We start from the raw sequence: 13,950 nt of genomic DNA on the forward strand, positions 1-13,950 counted from the left end.
CCTTCAGTTCGACAGGTGAGGTTGCGGGAAAAAGCGGCGCAGCATGCCGCTGCGGCCAAACAGCAGCGACACGCCGTAGAACGCACTGGCGGTCAGCACGATGGCAGGCCCGGAGGCCACGCCCAGGTGATACGAGACGATCAGTCCAATCAGCCCCGACAGGGTCGCCAGCAATGTGGAAATCAGCATCAGCGCGCTCAGCGAGGTGGCCCAGAAGCGCGCGGCGGTGGCCGGCAGCATCATCATGCCCACCGCCATCAGCGTGCCAAGGGCCTGGAACCCGGACACCAGGTTGAGCACCACCAGCAGCAAAAACAGCACGTGGTACAGCGAGCCACGCCCGCCCACGGCGCGCAGGAAGCCAGGGTCGAAGCACTCCAGCACCAGCGGCCGGAAGATCAGCGCCAGCAGCACCAGGGTGAACGAGGCGATGGCGGCCACCAGGTAGATGGCCTGGTCGTCGATGGCCAGGATGGTGCCGAACAGCACGTGCAGCAGGTCGATGTTGGAGCCGTGCAGCGAGACGATCATCACCCCGGCGGCCAGCGAGGTCAGGTAGAAGCTGGCGAAGCTGGCGTCTTCCTTCAGCGCGGTGAAGCGGCTGACCAGGCCGGCCAGCAGCGCCACGGTGAGGCCGGCGATCAGCCCGCCCAGGCCCATGGCCGGCAACGACAGCCCGGCCACCAGAAAGCCCAATGCCGCGCCCGGCAGGACCGCGTGGCTCATGGCGTCGCCCACCAGGCTCATGCGCCGCAGCATCAACAGCACGCCCACGGGGCCGGAACCGATCCCCAATGCCAGGCACGCCACCAGGGCGCGGCGCATGAAGCCGAACTCGACGAAGGGTTGCACCAGGTTGGTGTAGAGCATCATGGGCGCCCCTCCCCGTTGGCCTGGCACAGTTCGGCATCGGCGCTCCAGAACTCGGCCATGTTGCGCGCCTGGCGCAGGTTGGCGCTGCACAGCACCTGCGCGGTGGCGCCCCAGGCGATGGATTCGCGGGCCAGCAGCAGGGTGTCGGGGAAGTGTTCGCGCACCTGCTCCAGGTCGTGCAGCACGGCAATCACCGTGCGGCCTTCGCCGTGCCAGGTTCGTACCAGGCGCAGCAGGTCCTGGGTGGTGCGCGCGTCGATGGCGGTGAACGGCTCGTCGAGCACGATCAGTTGCGCGTCCTGCACCAGCAGCCGAGCGAACAGCACGCGCTGGAACTGGCCTGACGACAGCGAGCCGACGCTACGCCCCTCGAAACCTTCCAGCCCCACTGCAACCAGCGCCTGGCGAGTGCGCTGGGCCTGCTCGCCGGTCAACGCACGCCAGGCGCCGATGTGCCGCCAGGCGCCCATGGCCACGGTGTCGGCGACGCTCAAGGGGAAGCTGCGGTCGATCTCGGCGGCCTGGGGCAGGTAGCCGATGACGCGGGTGTTGAGGCCATCCAGATGCACGTGGCCGGCGGCGGGTTTCATGACGCCGACGATGGCCTTGATCAGGGTGGATTTGCCGGCACCGTTGGGGCCGACGATGGCGGTCAGGCTGCCACGGGCGAAACGACCGCTGACGTGGTGCACGGCGGCGCGGCGTTCGTAGGTGACGGTGAGGTCTTGGAGGGTGATGGCGGCGCTCATGGGATGGCTACTGCCCAGGCGACGGCGAGCCAGAGGATGGTAAGCAGGGCCAGGGCCATGGCTACGCGTTGGGGGGCGGAGCGGGCGAGCATGGACGGGGTGGGTGACGGGCGTTGGGGGGGCACGGAGGTTACTCGACAAGATTTGTTACACTATAACATCACACAAATATCTTCTGTCCAGTGACATTTCCTGGCCGCCGCGTAGCCGCTGCCGCCAGGCTGCGCTGGCCCTGTGCCTCGCTGAAGATTTTCAGGGTTCACACCGGCCAGCGCAGCCTGGCGGCAGCGGCTACGGGATTTGCGGTGTAGCGTATAGGTGCATGTCGATGTTCTTTTAGTGTTCTTGAGATCGAGCGCCGCCCGCGCGATCTCATGAACACCAGAACAACATCAGCCCCATCACCCCCTCCTAACCCATGCCACCGCATCATGCGGGTGCAGACTCTCACCATGACTCACAAAAACCCCCACCCCCTCATACCGCCCCTGCAAACCACGCCCCAGCTTGCGCGCCGCATCCTCCACGTACATGAGATGCTCACCATTGAGCCGAGCAAACGCCTGCTCGTCAGCGCGCTTGACGGCCGTCTGCAACGGCGTGCCCAACGCCGCCTCGGCGCAATCGATCAGCGCGATCAGACCCAGGCTGTCGCCCTGCGGATCAAGCGTCACATCAATTCGCGCAACGCTGCGCTGGCTATGGGGCGTGGCCACGCTGCCGTGCTCGCGCAACCAGCCGGCCACAGCAGCAGGGTCCAACGCACCCTCCCCGCCAAACTGTGCCTCGAACGCCTGCGACAGTACTTGCCGCGACAGCGCCGCCGAGCACGGGCAGGTCGACGAGTAGCCCACCTCGACCCGCGCCTGCACCTGCATTGCGCCATCGCCCCACTGCGCCCGCAGCCTGACCGGGTAGGCCTTCCAGCCACTGAGCCCCGCCGTGACCAACGCCGGGCGACGGCACAGCAACTGGAAGCGCAGCTGCACCCGCGCCTGACGGGACTGGCAATCGGCATGGCTTTCGACCATCTGCGCCAGCAGCCTGGCCAGGCTGCGCGGGGTCAATGGTGTGTCGGTGCCCAGTGTGTCGAGCAGGCGATACAGGCGCGACATGTGGATGCCTTTGATGGCGGGGTCGGGCAAGTCGACTTGTATGTCGATCTGGCTGGCGGTACTGGCTGGACAGCCGGGTTCGCCAAGCACGATGGGCAGGTCGATGTGCTGCATGCCAACCCAGTTCAACGGGCCGGGCGCGGGTGGGGTGTCGGTGAGAGCGACGTCGGGGAGCGGGGCAACAGGGGGCATCGCGGGGTATCCATGGCAGCACTGTACAGATGTTACCTTATAACATATCAGAAGCGCTGCCAATCTTGTAGCTGCCGAAGGCGGCGTCACAGGCGACGCGGTGGGCCACCCATTGCGCGGCGCCTGTGACGCGACCTAGCGGCCGCTGCTACAGGGGTCCGCTAACTGACGTAGCGCATCCATGGCCCGCTGCGCATCTTCACGCGCCACAAACAGATGATCATGGTAATACCCGGCCACCACATTGCAGCTGATGCCCGCCTGCCCCAGCGCCGTGGCAAAGGCCGCCGTCAGGCCCACGGCCTCCAAGGCAGAATGCACCTGCAGGGTGATCCACGCCGCCACGTAGTCATAGCTCAAGCCCAAGGCCTGCGCGCGCTCGCGCGCCAGGATCACGGTCAGGCCTTCCTGCTCGCGAAAGCTGCCGATCACGTCGCAGTCATCCAGAATGGCGCCAGGCGCCAGGGTGCAGAACACATAATCGCCGTCGTTCAAGTGCGGCGACATGCTGCTCAACAGAAGGGAAAGATCGGTTTCGCCGCTCATCGGGTGTGTCCATGCCGTGGTTAATGGCAGGATTTGACCCGTATCGGCTGGGCAAGGCAAAGCACTATTGCCCATGCCCCATTAGGGCAACTGATGCTCAGGCGCGCTTGAACTGGTCGCCCTGCACTTCATCACGGGCCAGGCGCAGCTCTTCGGCGTCCTGGTTGAGACGGTGGATCACGCCCAGCAAACGCTGGCGCAGCACTTCATCGCCCAGTTGGTCCAGGGCGCGCATCACGTCCAGCGCCGCCGACTGGTTGTTGGCCGCCACGGCGTCCAGGGTTTTGCGCAGGTGTCTTGCAGGTCGGTTCACGTCTTGAGTCCTCGTCAATCTCGGCGTGGACTGTAGGACAACAATGTTTCGGTTTGATTTCAGCGATTTAGCCGGTCAAGTGATGTGCATCAACAGGCAGGTGACTTTGCTGGCGTCACACCCGTGGACTGCGGCGCTGCGCCTGTGATTTCATCCGTTCATCGCCCCACAATAAAAGAGCCCTTCATGAAGCGTGCGTACCTGCTCTGCCTGCTGCCTACCCTGGCCCTGGCCGACGCCCCACCCTCGCGCCTGGACCTGGTCCAGCAGCGCGGCCACCTCAACGTCTGCACCACCGGCGACTACAAACCCTACACCGTGAAAAAGGCCGACGGCAGTTACGAAGGCATCGACATTACCCTGGTGCAATCCCTGGCCCAGAGCCTGGGCGTCAGCGTGCAGTGGCTGCCCACCACTTGGAAAACCCTGATGCCGGACTTCCTCGCCGGCCAGTGCGACATCGCCGTGGGCGGCATCTCGGTGACCCTGGCACGGCAAAAGCAGGCCTGGTTCAGCAGCACCCTGGACGTGGACGGCAAGGTGCCGCTGGTGCGCTGCGACGAGCAGGCCAAGTACCAGACGGTGGCGCAGATCAACCGCCCCGAGGTGCGCGTGATCGAGCCTGCCGGCGGCACCAACGAGGCATTCGTGCACGCCTACCTGCCCAAGGCGCAGTTGAGCCTGCACGACAATGTGACCATCTTCGATGAACTGCGCCAGCACCGCGCCGATGTGATGATCACCGATGCGTCCGAGGCGCTGTACCACCAGAAGCTGGAGCCGGGGTTGTGCGCGGTGAACCCGCAGCGCTACATGCAGTATGGGGAGAAGGCGTATCTGCTGCCGCAAGGGGATTTGAGCTGGAAGATGTACGTGGACCAGTGGCTGCATCTGGCCAAGGCCACGGGGGCGTATCAGCAGGCGCAGGCGCAGTGGATTGCCGTTCCCGCGCCGTAAAATCGCCCGTAGGCGCTGCCGCCAGGCTGCGCTGGCCCTAGGCCTGGCTGAAGATCTTCTGGGTTAACACCGGCCAGCGCAGCCTGGCGGCAGCGGCTACAAGGGCTTAGTCAATCAACTCGGCATGCTGCGCCTGGCGCTGCATCGACTCCAGGTTCTTTTCGATGGTCTCGCAGATCGTGTCCATCTTGATCTGATGTTCACTGGGCTTGAACGGGCTTTGCAGGTCGGTGCCAATCCGCTCGATCGCCAGCAGCATAAAGCCCACCACAGTCGATGCCAGCGGCGTGTACCACTCCAGCGACTCCACCAGCCCGATCGGCACGATCAGGCAGAACAGCGAGATAAACAGCCGCGGGAAGTACACGTAAGGGTACGGCAGCGGCGTATTGCCGATCCGCTCCAGGCCGCCCTGGCTGTTGGACAGGTCCACCAGCGTCGACTCCAGCCGCGCCAGGCGGATGGTGTCCAGGCGCCCCGCCTTGTATTCGCGGGCCAGCAAGTTGGCCGAGCCGTTGAGGATGTCGTTGGCGAAGTTGTTGGAACTGGCGCTGCGCTCGAATTCGTCGGCGCGTACAAAGGCCTTGAGCTCCGGCGGGCACTGGTTGCCCTTGAGCGCGGCGGCCAGGGCGTTGACATACGCCACGTGGCGGCGCAGCAGCGTGGCCTTGACCGGGTTGGTATCGCCGTTCTCATCGTCGATCAAGGTCAGCACCTGGCGGGCGAAGCTGCGTGAGCTGTTCACCAGTGCGCCCCACAAGGTGCGCGCCTCCCACCAACGGTTATAGGCACTGCTGTTGCGAAAGCTGATCAGCACCACAAGCGCCGAACCCAGCAGGGTCAGGGGCATCAGCGGCAAGGTCACCTTGCTGTTGAGGTACAGCATGAAGTCGACCGTGACCAGAATGTCCCAGATCAGCAGCCAGAACAGCGCCCAGCCCACGTAGCCCAGGGTTTTGACGATCAGGCGGTATTTCTTGACGATGGCATCTTTCAAACCGTGAACCTCGGTGGCGTGCAGTATCGGTACACCCGTGGGACGCCAGTTCCCGGCCAAGGTTCGCCAGATACACATGTTGTTGCACCTTAACCGTGGCGGCCCTAGATTGGTGCCTCGCCCCTTGCAGAGGCCCCAGGCATGCGCATCGTCACCCCCCAGCAGTGGTTTGAGGTTCAACAGAAAGCCGACGGCGTGAAGCTGATTCACGAGCCCTGGGTGCGGCCCTTCTACCGCTGCAATCTGTGGCACATCACCGGCCGCGACCGCGATGCGCTGGTGGACACCGGTTCGGGCGTGGTCAGCCTGCGCCAGCAACTGCCCTGGCTCACCGACCGGCCGCTGCTGGCGGTGGCCAGCCACAGCCATTTCGACCACATCGCCGGGCACCACGAGTTCGACGAGCGCCTGGTGCACCCGGCCGAAGCCGACATCATGGCCAACCCTGACAACGCCTCGACCCTGGCGGACCTGTGTATCGGCGATCAGATGTTCGAGGCCCATCCCGGCTGCCCGCTGTGCTATGAGGAATACCGCGTGGAGGCCGCGCCGGCCACGCGGCTGATCGATGAGGGGGATGTGCTGGACCTGGGCGATCGCCGCCTGGAGGTGTTGCACACGCCGGGGCATTCGCCGGGTGGCATCTGCCTGTGGGAGGCGGCGACGGGGACCTTGTTTTCAGGGGACATCATTTACGATGGGCCGCTGATCGAGGATGCCTACCATTCGAACCTGGAGGATTACCGCACCAGCCTTGAGCGGTTGCTGACCTTGCCCGTGCGCACGGTGCATGGCGGGCATTTTCCGAGCTTCGGCGGGGAGCGGCTAAGCAACCTGATCCATCAATGGCTGACAGGACACCCGTAGCCGCTGCCGTGAGGCTGCGGCTACGTTGATGGTGATGGTGGCCGGATCAGAACGCCAGCTTGTAGCCGATCGACAACAGCATGAACGCCAAGCACGGCCGCAGCACGGCATCAGGCACACGCCCGGTCAGCTGGCTGCCCAAGTAAATCCCCGGCAGCGAGCCCATCAACAGGAAGCCCAACAGCTCCCAGTTCATGTTGCCCATGCTGGCATGCCCCAGCCCCGCCACCAGCGTCAGCGGCACGGCATGGGCAATCTCGGTGCCCACCAGCCGGCGGGTCGGCAGCAATGGGTAGAGGATGAACAGCGCCACCGTGCCCAGCGCACCGGCACCAATGGACGTCAACGCCACCATGGTGCCCAGCACCAGGCCGGTAATGACCGTCAGCACGTTCAGTCGGCGCCCGCTGAACAGCGACTTGTCGCCACCGCGACGGTGGGCGAAGGCCAGCAGCTTGTGCTTGAACAACACCGCCGCCGAGGTCAGCAGCAGCACATAACCCAAGGCTTGGGTGATGACCGCGTTCAGCGCCTTGGGATTGGTGTCGAAGCTCTTCAGAAACCACAGCGTCAGCGCCACCGCCGGCACGCTACCCAGGGTCAACCAGCCGGTCACGCCCCAGTCGATGTTCTTGTTCTTGCGGTGTACCAGCACCCCACCCGACTTGGTGATGGCCGCGTACAACAGGTCGGTACCCACGGCCGTGGCCGGGTTAATGCCGAACCACAACAGGATCGGCGTCATCAGCGAGCCGCCACCGACACCCGTCATCCCCACGATAAAGCCGACAATAAGCCCTGCGAGTACAAAACCGAAATTACCGACATCCATTGCTGAGCCTTAAATCACGCGCAAAAACTGGCGCGCAGGATAGCTCTTAATGTTATGAGTGTTTAGAACGTTATTGACTATGGTTATAACCGTTCGCGTGAACAGTTTGTAGCCGCTGCCGACAGGCTGCGCTGGCTTGAATCTGAACCTCACGCCCCTAGGCGGCCTGCCTATAGCTCCCAGGGATTGAGCAGTTCAATCGGCAAATGCCGAAAGTCCTTGGTATTTCGAGTCGCAAGGGTGGCCTTATGCACAGCGCAAACTTGGGCATCCAGCCACTTCAGGACGCCGGAATCAGGTTCAGGCCGCATGAACTCCGATAGTATGTCGGTATTCAGGATGATCACTCGAAAAGGTCCGAGCCTCTAGGCGGCTCCGCTCTTGAAGACAACTCTAAGTCAACACCTTCCTGGGCGAACCGTGAATGAATGCGGCTCCCCAGCCCGCCCCTGGCGGGCGCCTTGACCAACGCACGACGAAGAATAACCCGCGCTTGCTCTTCCATGGAGCGGTTGTTGTTGGCTGCCTCAATGCGCAACAACGCCTTGAGGCTGTCGTCAATGTTGCGGATGGTGATGCTGGCCATGGCCCCTCCCAGTGTAATCAATGATCTCGACGCAGTTACAGAAGGGGTGACCCCCACTTTCTACAATCAAAGCCACCAGACTGTGGCGGCCTGGCGTCCGCTGCTGCAAGACCTATTGGTGACGCAACGCGCGGTGGTTGGCCACCACCTCGTCGATCACCACCCGAAACAGGCGCTGCACCAGGTCCACGCTCAAGCCGTGCTGCTGTGCCAAGGCCGCGTAACGCTCGGCCTGTCGCGCTTCGCGGGCCGGGTCCACGGCGTCGAGTTGCTGGGCGGCCTTGAGCAGGCCTACTTTTTCAGTCGCGACAAAACGCTGCGCCAGCAGTTGGATCAGCGCCTCGTCCAGGGTGTCGATTTCAGCGCGAAGGGTGTTGAGTTGCGGGTCTTGCATGTTTATTTCCTGTAGGCGGCGCGGCGACACAAGACTGGCGACGCCTATCCATCAGGCCATGGCACGGTGCAACAAATGTAGCAGCTGCCGTAAGGCTGCGTCGCGCCGCGCGGGCGGCGCTCGATCTCATGGGCGCGAAAACAACTTCGGCTAGCGCTCGATGGCCCTGATGCAAGCTCCCAGCCGGAACCTTCGAAGAAAACCCGATGCGCCTGTCGTGAAACCGCATCGAGGTTGAAAGGTGCATGCCTTGGTTTTTCCAGCGCCCTTGAGATCGAGCGCCGCCCGCGCGGCGCATCGCCGCCTCACGGCAGCTCCTACATTTGTTGCAACGTGCCATGGCCTATGGGATAGGCGTCGCCAGCCTTGTAGGTGCAAAAAATAGGGGCGCGACGATAACGTACCGGATGGTTCACGTCCATCACGGCGATCACTAGACGACCGGTCTGTTTCATGCATAATACCCTCCATGAAATTGACCAAGAAAGCTGAAGCCACCCGCCAGCACATCCTCGACACCGGCCAGCAATTGGTGCTGCGCAAGGGATTCGTGGGCGTCGGGTTGCTTGAAATTCTCAAGGCCTGTGGTGTGCCCAAAGGCTCCTTTTATCACTACTTCGCCTCCAAGGAAGCCTTCGGCTGCGCCCTGTTGCAGCAGTACGTAAGCCAGTACGGCCAGCGTCTCAATGCCTTGCTGGCCGAAGGCACCGGCACCGGCCGCGAGCGGCTGATGCGCTATTGGCAGGCGTGGCTGGCCGATGACGACGGCTGGGCCGAGGACTGCCTGGTGGTGAAACTGGCGGCCGAGGTGGCCGACCTGTCCGAAGACATGCGCCAGGTGCTGGACGCCGGCGTCAACGCGCTGGTGGCCCGCCTGGCCATGCTGATTAGCGACGCCCGCGTGGACGGCTCGCTGCCGCCCGGCGCCGAGGCCCGCGCCCTGGCCCAGGTGCTGTACCAGATGTGGCTGGGCGCTGCCCTGCTGGCCAAGCTTGGCCGTGACAAGACCCCGCTGCACCAGGCCCTGGCCGCCACCGGCGCGCTGCTGGCCTGCGACCACCGTTCCCCACAACAAGGAGATTCACATGCGTAGCGCCCTGCACCCTGATTTCGGTGACCCTGCCCAAGTACTTTGCCTGGCCGACAGCCCCCTGCCCGAGCCGGGCCCCGGCCAGGTGCGGGTCAAAACCCTGCTGGCCCCCATCCACAACCATGACCTGTGGACCATCCGCGGCCAGTACGGCTACAAGCCCACCCTGCCCGCCATTGGCGGCAGCGAAGCGGTGGGCGTGATCGATGCCCTGGGCGAAGGCGTGGAAGGCGTTGCCCTGGGCCAGCGCTTTGCGGTCGCGGCAGTGCACGGTACCTGGGCCGAGTACTTCATCGCCCCGGCCAAGCTGCTGGTGCCACTGCCCGACGTGATCGCCGACGAAGCGGCGGCGCAACTGATCGCCATGCCGCTCAGCGCGCTGATGCTGCTGGAGTACCTGCAGGTACAGCCTGGCGACTTCGTGCTGCAGAACACCGCCAACGGCGCGGTGGGCAAGACCCTGGCCATGCTGGCGGCAGCCCGTGGCGTGAACACCATCAACCTGGTGCGTCGCGACCAGGGTGTGGCGGAGCTGGCTGAGCTGGGCATCGACAACGCCGTGTCTACCGCACAGGAAGGCTGGCAGGACAAGGTGCGCGCCATTGCTGGCGAAGCGCCGATCCGTGCAGCGATTGACTCGGTGGGTGGCACGGCTGCCGGTGACTTGCTGGCCCTGCTGGGGGAAAACGGTCTGCTGGTATCGTTCGGGTCGATGACGGGCGAACCGATGCAGATCTCGTCCGGCGACCTGATTTTCAAGCAGGCCACCGTGAAAGGGTTCTGGGGCAGCACCGTGGGTGCGTCGCTGTCGGTGGATGAGAAGCGCCGCCTGATCGGCGAGCTGTTGCGCCTGGCGGCCAGTGGCGAATTGAAGCTGCCGGTGGAAGCCGTGTTCGACCTGGCCGACGCCGCTCAGGCTGCTGCGGCCAGTTTGCAGCCGGGGCGCAAGGGTAAGATCCTGTTGCGTCCTTGACCCGACGCAAGACCGCGTCGCCCTTATCGCGGCCAAGGCCGGCTCCTACCACGGACGGCGTAGGAGCCGGCCTTGGCCGCGATAAGGGCGACGCGGTCTTACTGATGCCCAGCACACCCAATCAAACCGTCGACATGCGCTTGCGCATCACCGGAATCGACAACGCAATCAACGACGCCAGCACGCACAACATCCCCGCCATGAAAAACGCCGGCACGTAGCTGGCCAGCAAGGTCTTGGTCAGCCCCGCGCCATACGCCGCAAACGCCGCCCCCAACTGGTGCCCCGCAAACACCCAGCCAAACACGATATTGGCCCGCTCACTGCCAAAGGTCTGCGCCACCAGCTTGACCGTCGGCGGCACGGTGGCGATCCAGTCAAGCCCATACAACACCGCAAACAGCGACAACCCCCACACGGTAAAGTCGGTAAACGGCAGCATCATCAGCGCCACCCCACGCAAGCCGTAGTACCAGAACAACAACCAACGATTGTCGAACCGGTCCGACAGCCACCCCGACCCCACGGTACCGAAGAAGTCGAAGATGCCCATCATCGCCAGAATCCCCGCCGCACTGGTCGCCAGCAGCCCATAGTCACCACACAGGCTGATGAAGTGCGTCTGCACCAGCCCATTGGTACTGGCCCCACAGACGAAAAAGGTCATGAACAGCACCCAGAACGTCCAACTGCCGCTGACGTCACGCAGCACTTTCCACGGGCTGATGAGCATCGCCAGCAAACTGGACGCGCCCGCAGGCGCAGGCGCGATCGCCGCTTCGCCATAAGGCGGCAAGGCCATGTCCGCGGGGCGATCACGCAGCAGCATCACCACCGCTACGGCCGCCACAGCCATGGCGCAGCAGATGAACGACAGCCCCACCCGCCAGCCATGATGCTCGGTGAGCGAGGCCAGCAAGGGCATGAACACCAGTTGCCCGGTGGCCGTGCTGGCTGACAACAGCCCCACCACCAACCCCCGCCGCTGGCTGAACCAGCGCGTGGCCACCGTGGCGCCCAGCACCATGGCGGTCAGGCCGGTGCCCAGGCCGATCACCACGCCCCACAACAGCACCAATTGCCAGAACTGGGTCATGAACATCGAGCCAATCAGCCCGCCCAGCACCACTGCCAGCGCCACCAGCACCACCCGGCGCAGGCCGAAGTAGTTCATGAAGGCTGCCGCAAACGGCCCCATCAGCCCGAACAGGGCGAAACGCACCGCCAGCGCCGAGGATATCTGCGCGCTGCTCCAGCCAAACTCGCGCTCCAGCGGCACAATGAACACGCCCGGTGCACCCATGGCGCCGGCCATCACCAGCATGGTCAGGAAGGTAACGGCCGCGACTACCCAGCCGTAGTGGACGTTGCGGGTGGCCAGGCGGCTGGCGACGAAGGTGGAAAGCATGGCGGTTCCTTGCAGGGTGCGCGTTGCCAGGCAACAATAGATGATGAACAACCTTTATATGGCCACCGTTTTACAACATGTCGTTCCAGCCGGCAAGCACCCGCAGGGCTTAATCAGCAGCCAGGCACACCTGTTCATGCCACACCTTAAAGCTGGACCAGCGCGGCTGCGGCGGCCCCTGCCGTGACCAGTACAGCACCTGGCCACGGGCGTTGACGCAGAAATAATCGCCATCGTCTTCGATGAACGGCAGCAGGTCGCGGGGCACGCCCTGGTGCTTCCAGGCCGTGTTGGCGATGTCGATCAGGTCATGGTCGGCCGAGCCGGGCAGCACGACGGCAGGTTCGAAAGCGGCGTTGGCGACGTCACTGCCGCCCTTGAGAAAGGCCCGATAGGCCGGGGGAAAGTCCATGCCCAGACGTTGCTCGGCGGCATCGATCTCGGCATCGGTGGGGATACGAAAAGGGTCGTGACGCATAGGCTAGTGTCCTTGAACGCCGTTGGCACAAGGACACTTAAGCACGGATGCCCCCTTGGGGGGAATCCGCGAGGCTCAGGCCTCGCGCGGTTGTTCGTGAACGTGGTTGAGGGGCACGGCCGCCTTGGGCAGGCCGTAGCGGTGGGTGATGACGCCGCACCACACCAGCCCGGCCAGGGCCAGCATGCCGCCGACCACGCCCACCTGGGACACGCCCAGGTGGCTGCTGACCACGCTGCCCAGCAGCGCGCCGCCGCCGATGCCGACGTTGTAGATGCCGGAAAACAGCGCCATGGCCACGTCGGTGGCGTCGGGCGCCAACGACAGTACCTTGGCCTGCAGGATCAGGCCGAAGCACATGATCGACATGCCCCACACCACGCTCATGCTGCCAAGCCCTGCCGCATACCCAGCCAGGGGCAGCAACAACGCCAGGCAAACCGACAGCAGGCCGATGGCCGCGATCAGCAGGCCGCGCGGGAAGCGGTTGTTCAACAGGCTGAAGACGATGGAGCCGATGACACCGGCGCCGCCGAACAGCAGCAACAGCACCGTGGTCATTTCGCCGCTCAGGTGCGCCACGCTCTTGGCGAACGGCTCGATGTAGCTGTAGGCGGTGAACTGCGCGGTTACCACCACGGCAGTCAGCAGGTACAGCGACATCAGCGCCGGGCGTTTGAAGATGATCGGCAGGCTCTGCAGCGAACCGGAGTTCTGGCTGGGCAACAGCGGCAGCGAACGCGCCAGGATCACCACGGTGACAGCGGCCACGCCGGCGATGGCCATGAAGGTCATGCGCCAGCCCAGCCACTCACCCACCACGCGACCCAGCGGGATACCCAATACCATCGCCAGCGAGGTACCGGTGGCCAGCAGGCCCAGCGCCTGCACCTGCTTGCCGGCCGGCGCCACGCGCACGGCCAGCGAGGCGGTCACCGACCAGAACACGGCGTGGGCCACGGCGATGCCCACGCGGCTGACCAGCAGCACCGCAAAGCTGGGCGCCATACCCGACAGCACGTGGCTGGCGACGAACATGGCGAACACGAACATCAGCAACTTGCGCCGCTCGATATTACGCGTCAGCAGCATCATCGGCAGCGACATCAGCGACACCACCCAGGCATAAACGGTCAGCATCAGGCCGACCTGGGCGGTGGTCATGTCAAAGCTGCCGCCGATGGCGCTGAGCAACCCCACCGGCACAAATTCGGTGGTGTTGAAGATAAAGGCAGCCAGTGCCAGGGCGATCACGCTGAGCCAGCTGCCATTGCGGGTATCGGTGATGTTCATGGGATGCAGTCATTGCCTCTTGGAGATAAAGGCCTGCCCTGCCCCGGAAAATCCACGCAAAAACGCCCTGCCCGGGGAGTGAGTGCCCGGGCAGAGCGTTCAGTCGGATTATTATGGGTATGGGGAGGCGAAGCCTGATGGGCGCCATTCTACGCCCCGGCACAATCCCCTACAACTGGCAGGGCTTGTGGTAGAGCGTGCGCTGACGGGCGGAACGGATGACGGGCGCCCCTTCCATTATCCTGAACACCCTGGCGCTTCCCGCCTTTAAATATTCGAAACACTCA

The 13,950-nt window shown here is 64.2% G+C and carries 17 protein-coding genes; 4 read left to right on the forward strand and 13 right to left on the reverse strand.

Going from position 1 to position 13,950, the window contains the following annotated elements:
• Positions 1–3: 3 nt before the first annotated feature.
• The 5 genes from ACZ9GA_RS15690 to ACZ9GA_RS15710 all read right to left on the reverse strand — a co-directional run bounded on the left by ACZ9GA_RS15690 (position 4) and on the right by ACZ9GA_RS15710 (position 3,788).
• On the reverse strand, positions 4–873 hold the full coding sequence (locus tag ACZ9GA_RS15690; protein ID WP_457361808.1) for a metal ABC transporter permease: 870 nt from the start codon (positions 871–873) through the stop codon (positions 4–6).
• Complete coding sequence (gene aztA, locus ACZ9GA_RS15695; protein ID WP_457361807.1) at positions 870–1,622, reverse strand: zinc ABC transporter ATP-binding protein AztA; 753 nt, start codon at positions 1,620–1,622, stop codon at positions 870–872. Before aztA ends, ACZ9GA_RS15690 begins: the two co-directional genes overlap by 4 nt.
• A 401-nt stretch (positions 1,623–2,023) precedes the next feature.
• The gene (gene folE2, locus ACZ9GA_RS15700; protein ID WP_457361806.1) at positions 2,024–2,929 is read right to left on the reverse strand and encodes a GTP cyclohydrolase FolE2; all 906 of its coding nucleotides are present in this window, start codon (positions 2,927–2,929) and stop codon (positions 2,024–2,026) included.
• A 135-nt stretch (positions 2,930–3,064) separates the two neighbouring features.
• Positions 3,065–3,475: an ACT domain-containing protein gene (locus ACZ9GA_RS15705; protein ID WP_457361805.1), complete on the reverse strand. Its 411-nt coding sequence runs from the start codon at positions 3,473–3,475 to the stop codon at positions 3,065–3,067.
• 97 nt (positions 3,476–3,572) lie between these two features.
• The gene (locus ACZ9GA_RS15710; protein WP_027980543.1) at positions 3,573–3,788 is read right to left on the reverse strand and encodes a hypothetical protein; all 216 of its coding nucleotides are present in this window, start codon (positions 3,786–3,788) and stop codon (positions 3,573–3,575) included.
• Between the two features lie 186 nt (positions 3,789–3,974).
• Between ACZ9GA_RS15710 and ACZ9GA_RS15715 the strand changes: the two genes are divergently transcribed.
• Positions 3,975–4,745: a transporter substrate-binding domain-containing protein gene (locus tag ACZ9GA_RS15715; RefSeq protein ID WP_457361804.1), complete on the forward strand. Its 771-nt coding sequence runs from the start codon at positions 3,975–3,977 to the stop codon at positions 4,743–4,745.
• A 106-nt stretch (positions 4,746–4,851) separates the two neighbouring features.
• Here the strand turns inward: ACZ9GA_RS15715 and ACZ9GA_RS15720 are convergent, their stop codons facing one another.
• Positions 4,852–5,742 carry a bestrophin family protein gene (locus ACZ9GA_RS15720; RefSeq protein ID WP_457363713.1) on the reverse strand — a complete coding sequence of 297 codons (891 nt, stop codon included), beginning with the start codon at positions 5,740–5,742 and terminating at the stop codon, positions 4,852–4,854.
• Between the two features lie 141 nt (positions 5,743–5,883).
• On the opposite strand from ACZ9GA_RS15720, the gene ACZ9GA_RS15725 reads away from it, so the two are divergent.
• Positions 5,884–6,609 carry an MBL fold metallo-hydrolase gene (locus ACZ9GA_RS15725; RefSeq protein WP_457361803.1) on the forward strand — a complete coding sequence of 242 codons (726 nt, stop codon included), beginning with the start codon at positions 5,884–5,886 and terminating at the stop codon, positions 6,607–6,609.
• Between the two features lie 46 nt (positions 6,610–6,655).
• Here the strand turns inward: ACZ9GA_RS15725 and ACZ9GA_RS15730 are convergent, their stop codons facing one another.
• The 4 genes from ACZ9GA_RS15730 to ACZ9GA_RS15745 all read right to left on the reverse strand — a co-directional run bounded on the left by ACZ9GA_RS15730 (position 6,656) and on the right by ACZ9GA_RS15745 (position 8,876).
• Positions 6,656–7,441 (reverse strand): sulfite exporter TauE/SafE family protein, encoded by a 786-nt coding sequence (locus ACZ9GA_RS15730; protein ID WP_457361802.1) that lies wholly within the window; start codon positions 7,439–7,441, stop codon positions 6,656–6,658.
• 343 nt (positions 7,442–7,784) lie between these two features.
• Positions 7,785–8,027, reverse strand: coding sequence for a FitA-like ribbon-helix-helix domain-containing protein (locus ACZ9GA_RS15735; protein WP_457361801.1), 243 nt, complete (start codon positions 8,025–8,027; stop codon positions 7,785–7,787).
• Positions 8,028–8,139: 112 nt separating this feature from the next.
• Complete coding sequence (locus tag ACZ9GA_RS15740; RefSeq protein WP_457361800.1) at positions 8,140–8,421, reverse strand: chorismate mutase; 282 nt, start codon at positions 8,419–8,421, stop codon at positions 8,140–8,142.
• A gap of 317 nt (positions 8,422–8,738) precedes the next feature.
• Positions 8,739–8,876 (reverse strand): hypothetical protein, encoded by a 138-nt coding sequence (locus tag ACZ9GA_RS15745; RefSeq protein ID WP_457361799.1) that lies wholly within the window; start codon positions 8,874–8,876, stop codon positions 8,739–8,741.
• A 14-nt stretch (positions 8,877–8,890) separates the two neighbouring features.
• Here ACZ9GA_RS15745 and ACZ9GA_RS15750 point away from each other — a divergent pair, with 14 nt between their 5' ends.
• Together ACZ9GA_RS15750 and ACZ9GA_RS15755 are read left to right on the forward strand one after the other, a co-directional pair.
• The gene (locus ACZ9GA_RS15750) at positions 8,891–9,514 is read left to right on the forward strand and encodes a TetR/AcrR family transcriptional regulator (protein WP_457361798.1); all 624 of its coding nucleotides are present in this window, start codon (positions 8,891–8,893) and stop codon (positions 9,512–9,514) included.
• Positions 9,507–10,484: a zinc-binding dehydrogenase gene (locus tag ACZ9GA_RS15755; RefSeq protein ID WP_457361797.1), complete on the forward strand. Its 978-nt coding sequence runs from the start codon at positions 9,507–9,509 to the stop codon at positions 10,482–10,484. The genes ACZ9GA_RS15750 and ACZ9GA_RS15755 overlap by 8 nt, the downstream gene beginning before the upstream one ends.
• A 121-nt stretch (positions 10,485–10,605) precedes the next feature.
• Here the strand turns inward: ACZ9GA_RS15755 and ACZ9GA_RS15760 are convergent, their stop codons facing one another.
• The 3 genes from ACZ9GA_RS15760 to ACZ9GA_RS15770 all read right to left on the reverse strand — a co-directional run bounded on the left by ACZ9GA_RS15760 (position 10,606) and on the right by ACZ9GA_RS15770 (position 13,663).
• Positions 10,606–11,892: an MFS transporter gene (locus tag ACZ9GA_RS15760; RefSeq protein ID WP_457361796.1), complete on the reverse strand. Its 1,287-nt coding sequence runs from the start codon at positions 11,890–11,892 to the stop codon at positions 10,606–10,608.
• A 109-nt stretch (positions 11,893–12,001) separates the two neighbouring features.
• Positions 12,002–12,370, reverse strand: coding sequence for an SMI1/KNR4 family protein (locus ACZ9GA_RS15765; RefSeq protein ID WP_027980534.1), 369 nt, complete (start codon positions 12,368–12,370; stop codon positions 12,002–12,004).
• A gap of 75 nt (positions 12,371–12,445) precedes the next feature.
• Positions 12,446–13,663, reverse strand: coding sequence for a sugar transporter (locus tag ACZ9GA_RS15770; RefSeq protein ID WP_457361795.1), 1,218 nt, complete (start codon positions 13,661–13,663; stop codon positions 12,446–12,448).
• Between the last annotated feature and the right edge of the window lie 287 nt (positions 13,664–13,950).

This window comes from Pseudomonas sp. TE3644, from assembly GCF_056278815.1.

Excerpts from the sequence above, each read along its gene's own strand:
- aztA (WP_457361807.1), bottom strand. The coding sequence starts at position 1,622 with ATGAGCGCCGCCATCACCCTCCAAGACCTCACCGTCACCTACGAACGC.
- ACZ9GA_RS15735 (WP_457361801.1), bottom strand. The coding sequence starts at position 8,027 with ATGGCCAGCATCACCATCCGCAACATTGACGACAGCCTCAAGGCGTTG.
- ACZ9GA_RS15715 (WP_457361804.1), top strand. The coding sequence starts at position 3,975 with ATGAAGCGTGCGTACCTGCTCTGCCTGCTGCCTACCCTGGCCCTGGCC.
- ACZ9GA_RS15750 (WP_457361798.1), top strand. The coding sequence starts at position 8,891 with ATGAAATTGACCAAGAAAGCTGAAGCCACCCGCCAGCACATCCTCGAC.
- ACZ9GA_RS15770 (WP_457361795.1), bottom strand. The coding sequence starts at position 13,663 with ATGAACATCACCGATACCCGCAATGGCAGCTGGCTCAGCGTGATCGCC.
- ACZ9GA_RS15690 (WP_457361808.1), bottom strand. The coding sequence starts at position 873 with ATGATGCTCTACACCAACCTGGTGCAACCCTTCGTCGAGTTCGGCTTC.
- ACZ9GA_RS15730 (WP_457361802.1), bottom strand. The coding sequence starts at position 7,441 with ATGGATGTCGGTAATTTCGGTTTTGTACTCGCAGGGCTTATTGTCGGC.
- folE2 (WP_457361806.1), bottom strand. The coding sequence starts at position 2,929 with ATGCCCCCTGTTGCCCCGCTCCCCGACGTCGCTCTCACCGACACCCCA.
- ACZ9GA_RS15760 (WP_457361796.1), bottom strand. The coding sequence starts at position 11,892 with ATGCTTTCCACCTTCGTCGCCAGCCGCCTGGCCACCCGCAACGTCCAC.
- ACZ9GA_RS15745 (WP_457361799.1), bottom strand. The coding sequence starts at position 8,876 with ATGAAACAGACCGGTCGTCTAGTGATCGCCGTGATGGACGTGAACCAT.
- ACZ9GA_RS15755 (WP_457361797.1), top strand. The coding sequence starts at position 9,507 with ATGCGTAGCGCCCTGCACCCTGATTTCGGTGACCCTGCCCAAGTACTT.
- ACZ9GA_RS15725 (WP_457361803.1), top strand. The coding sequence starts at position 5,884 with ATGCGCATCGTCACCCCCCAGCAGTGGTTTGAGGTTCAACAGAAAGCC.
- ACZ9GA_RS15765 (WP_027980534.1), bottom strand. The coding sequence starts at position 12,370 with ATGCGTCACGACCCTTTTCGTATCCCCACCGATGCCGAGATCGATGCC.
- ACZ9GA_RS15705 (WP_457361805.1), bottom strand. The coding sequence starts at position 3,475 with ATGAGCGGCGAAACCGATCTTTCCCTTCTGTTGAGCAGCATGTCGCCG.
- ACZ9GA_RS15740 (WP_457361800.1), bottom strand. The coding sequence starts at position 8,421 with ATGCAAGACCCGCAACTCAACACCCTTCGCGCTGAAATCGACACCCTG.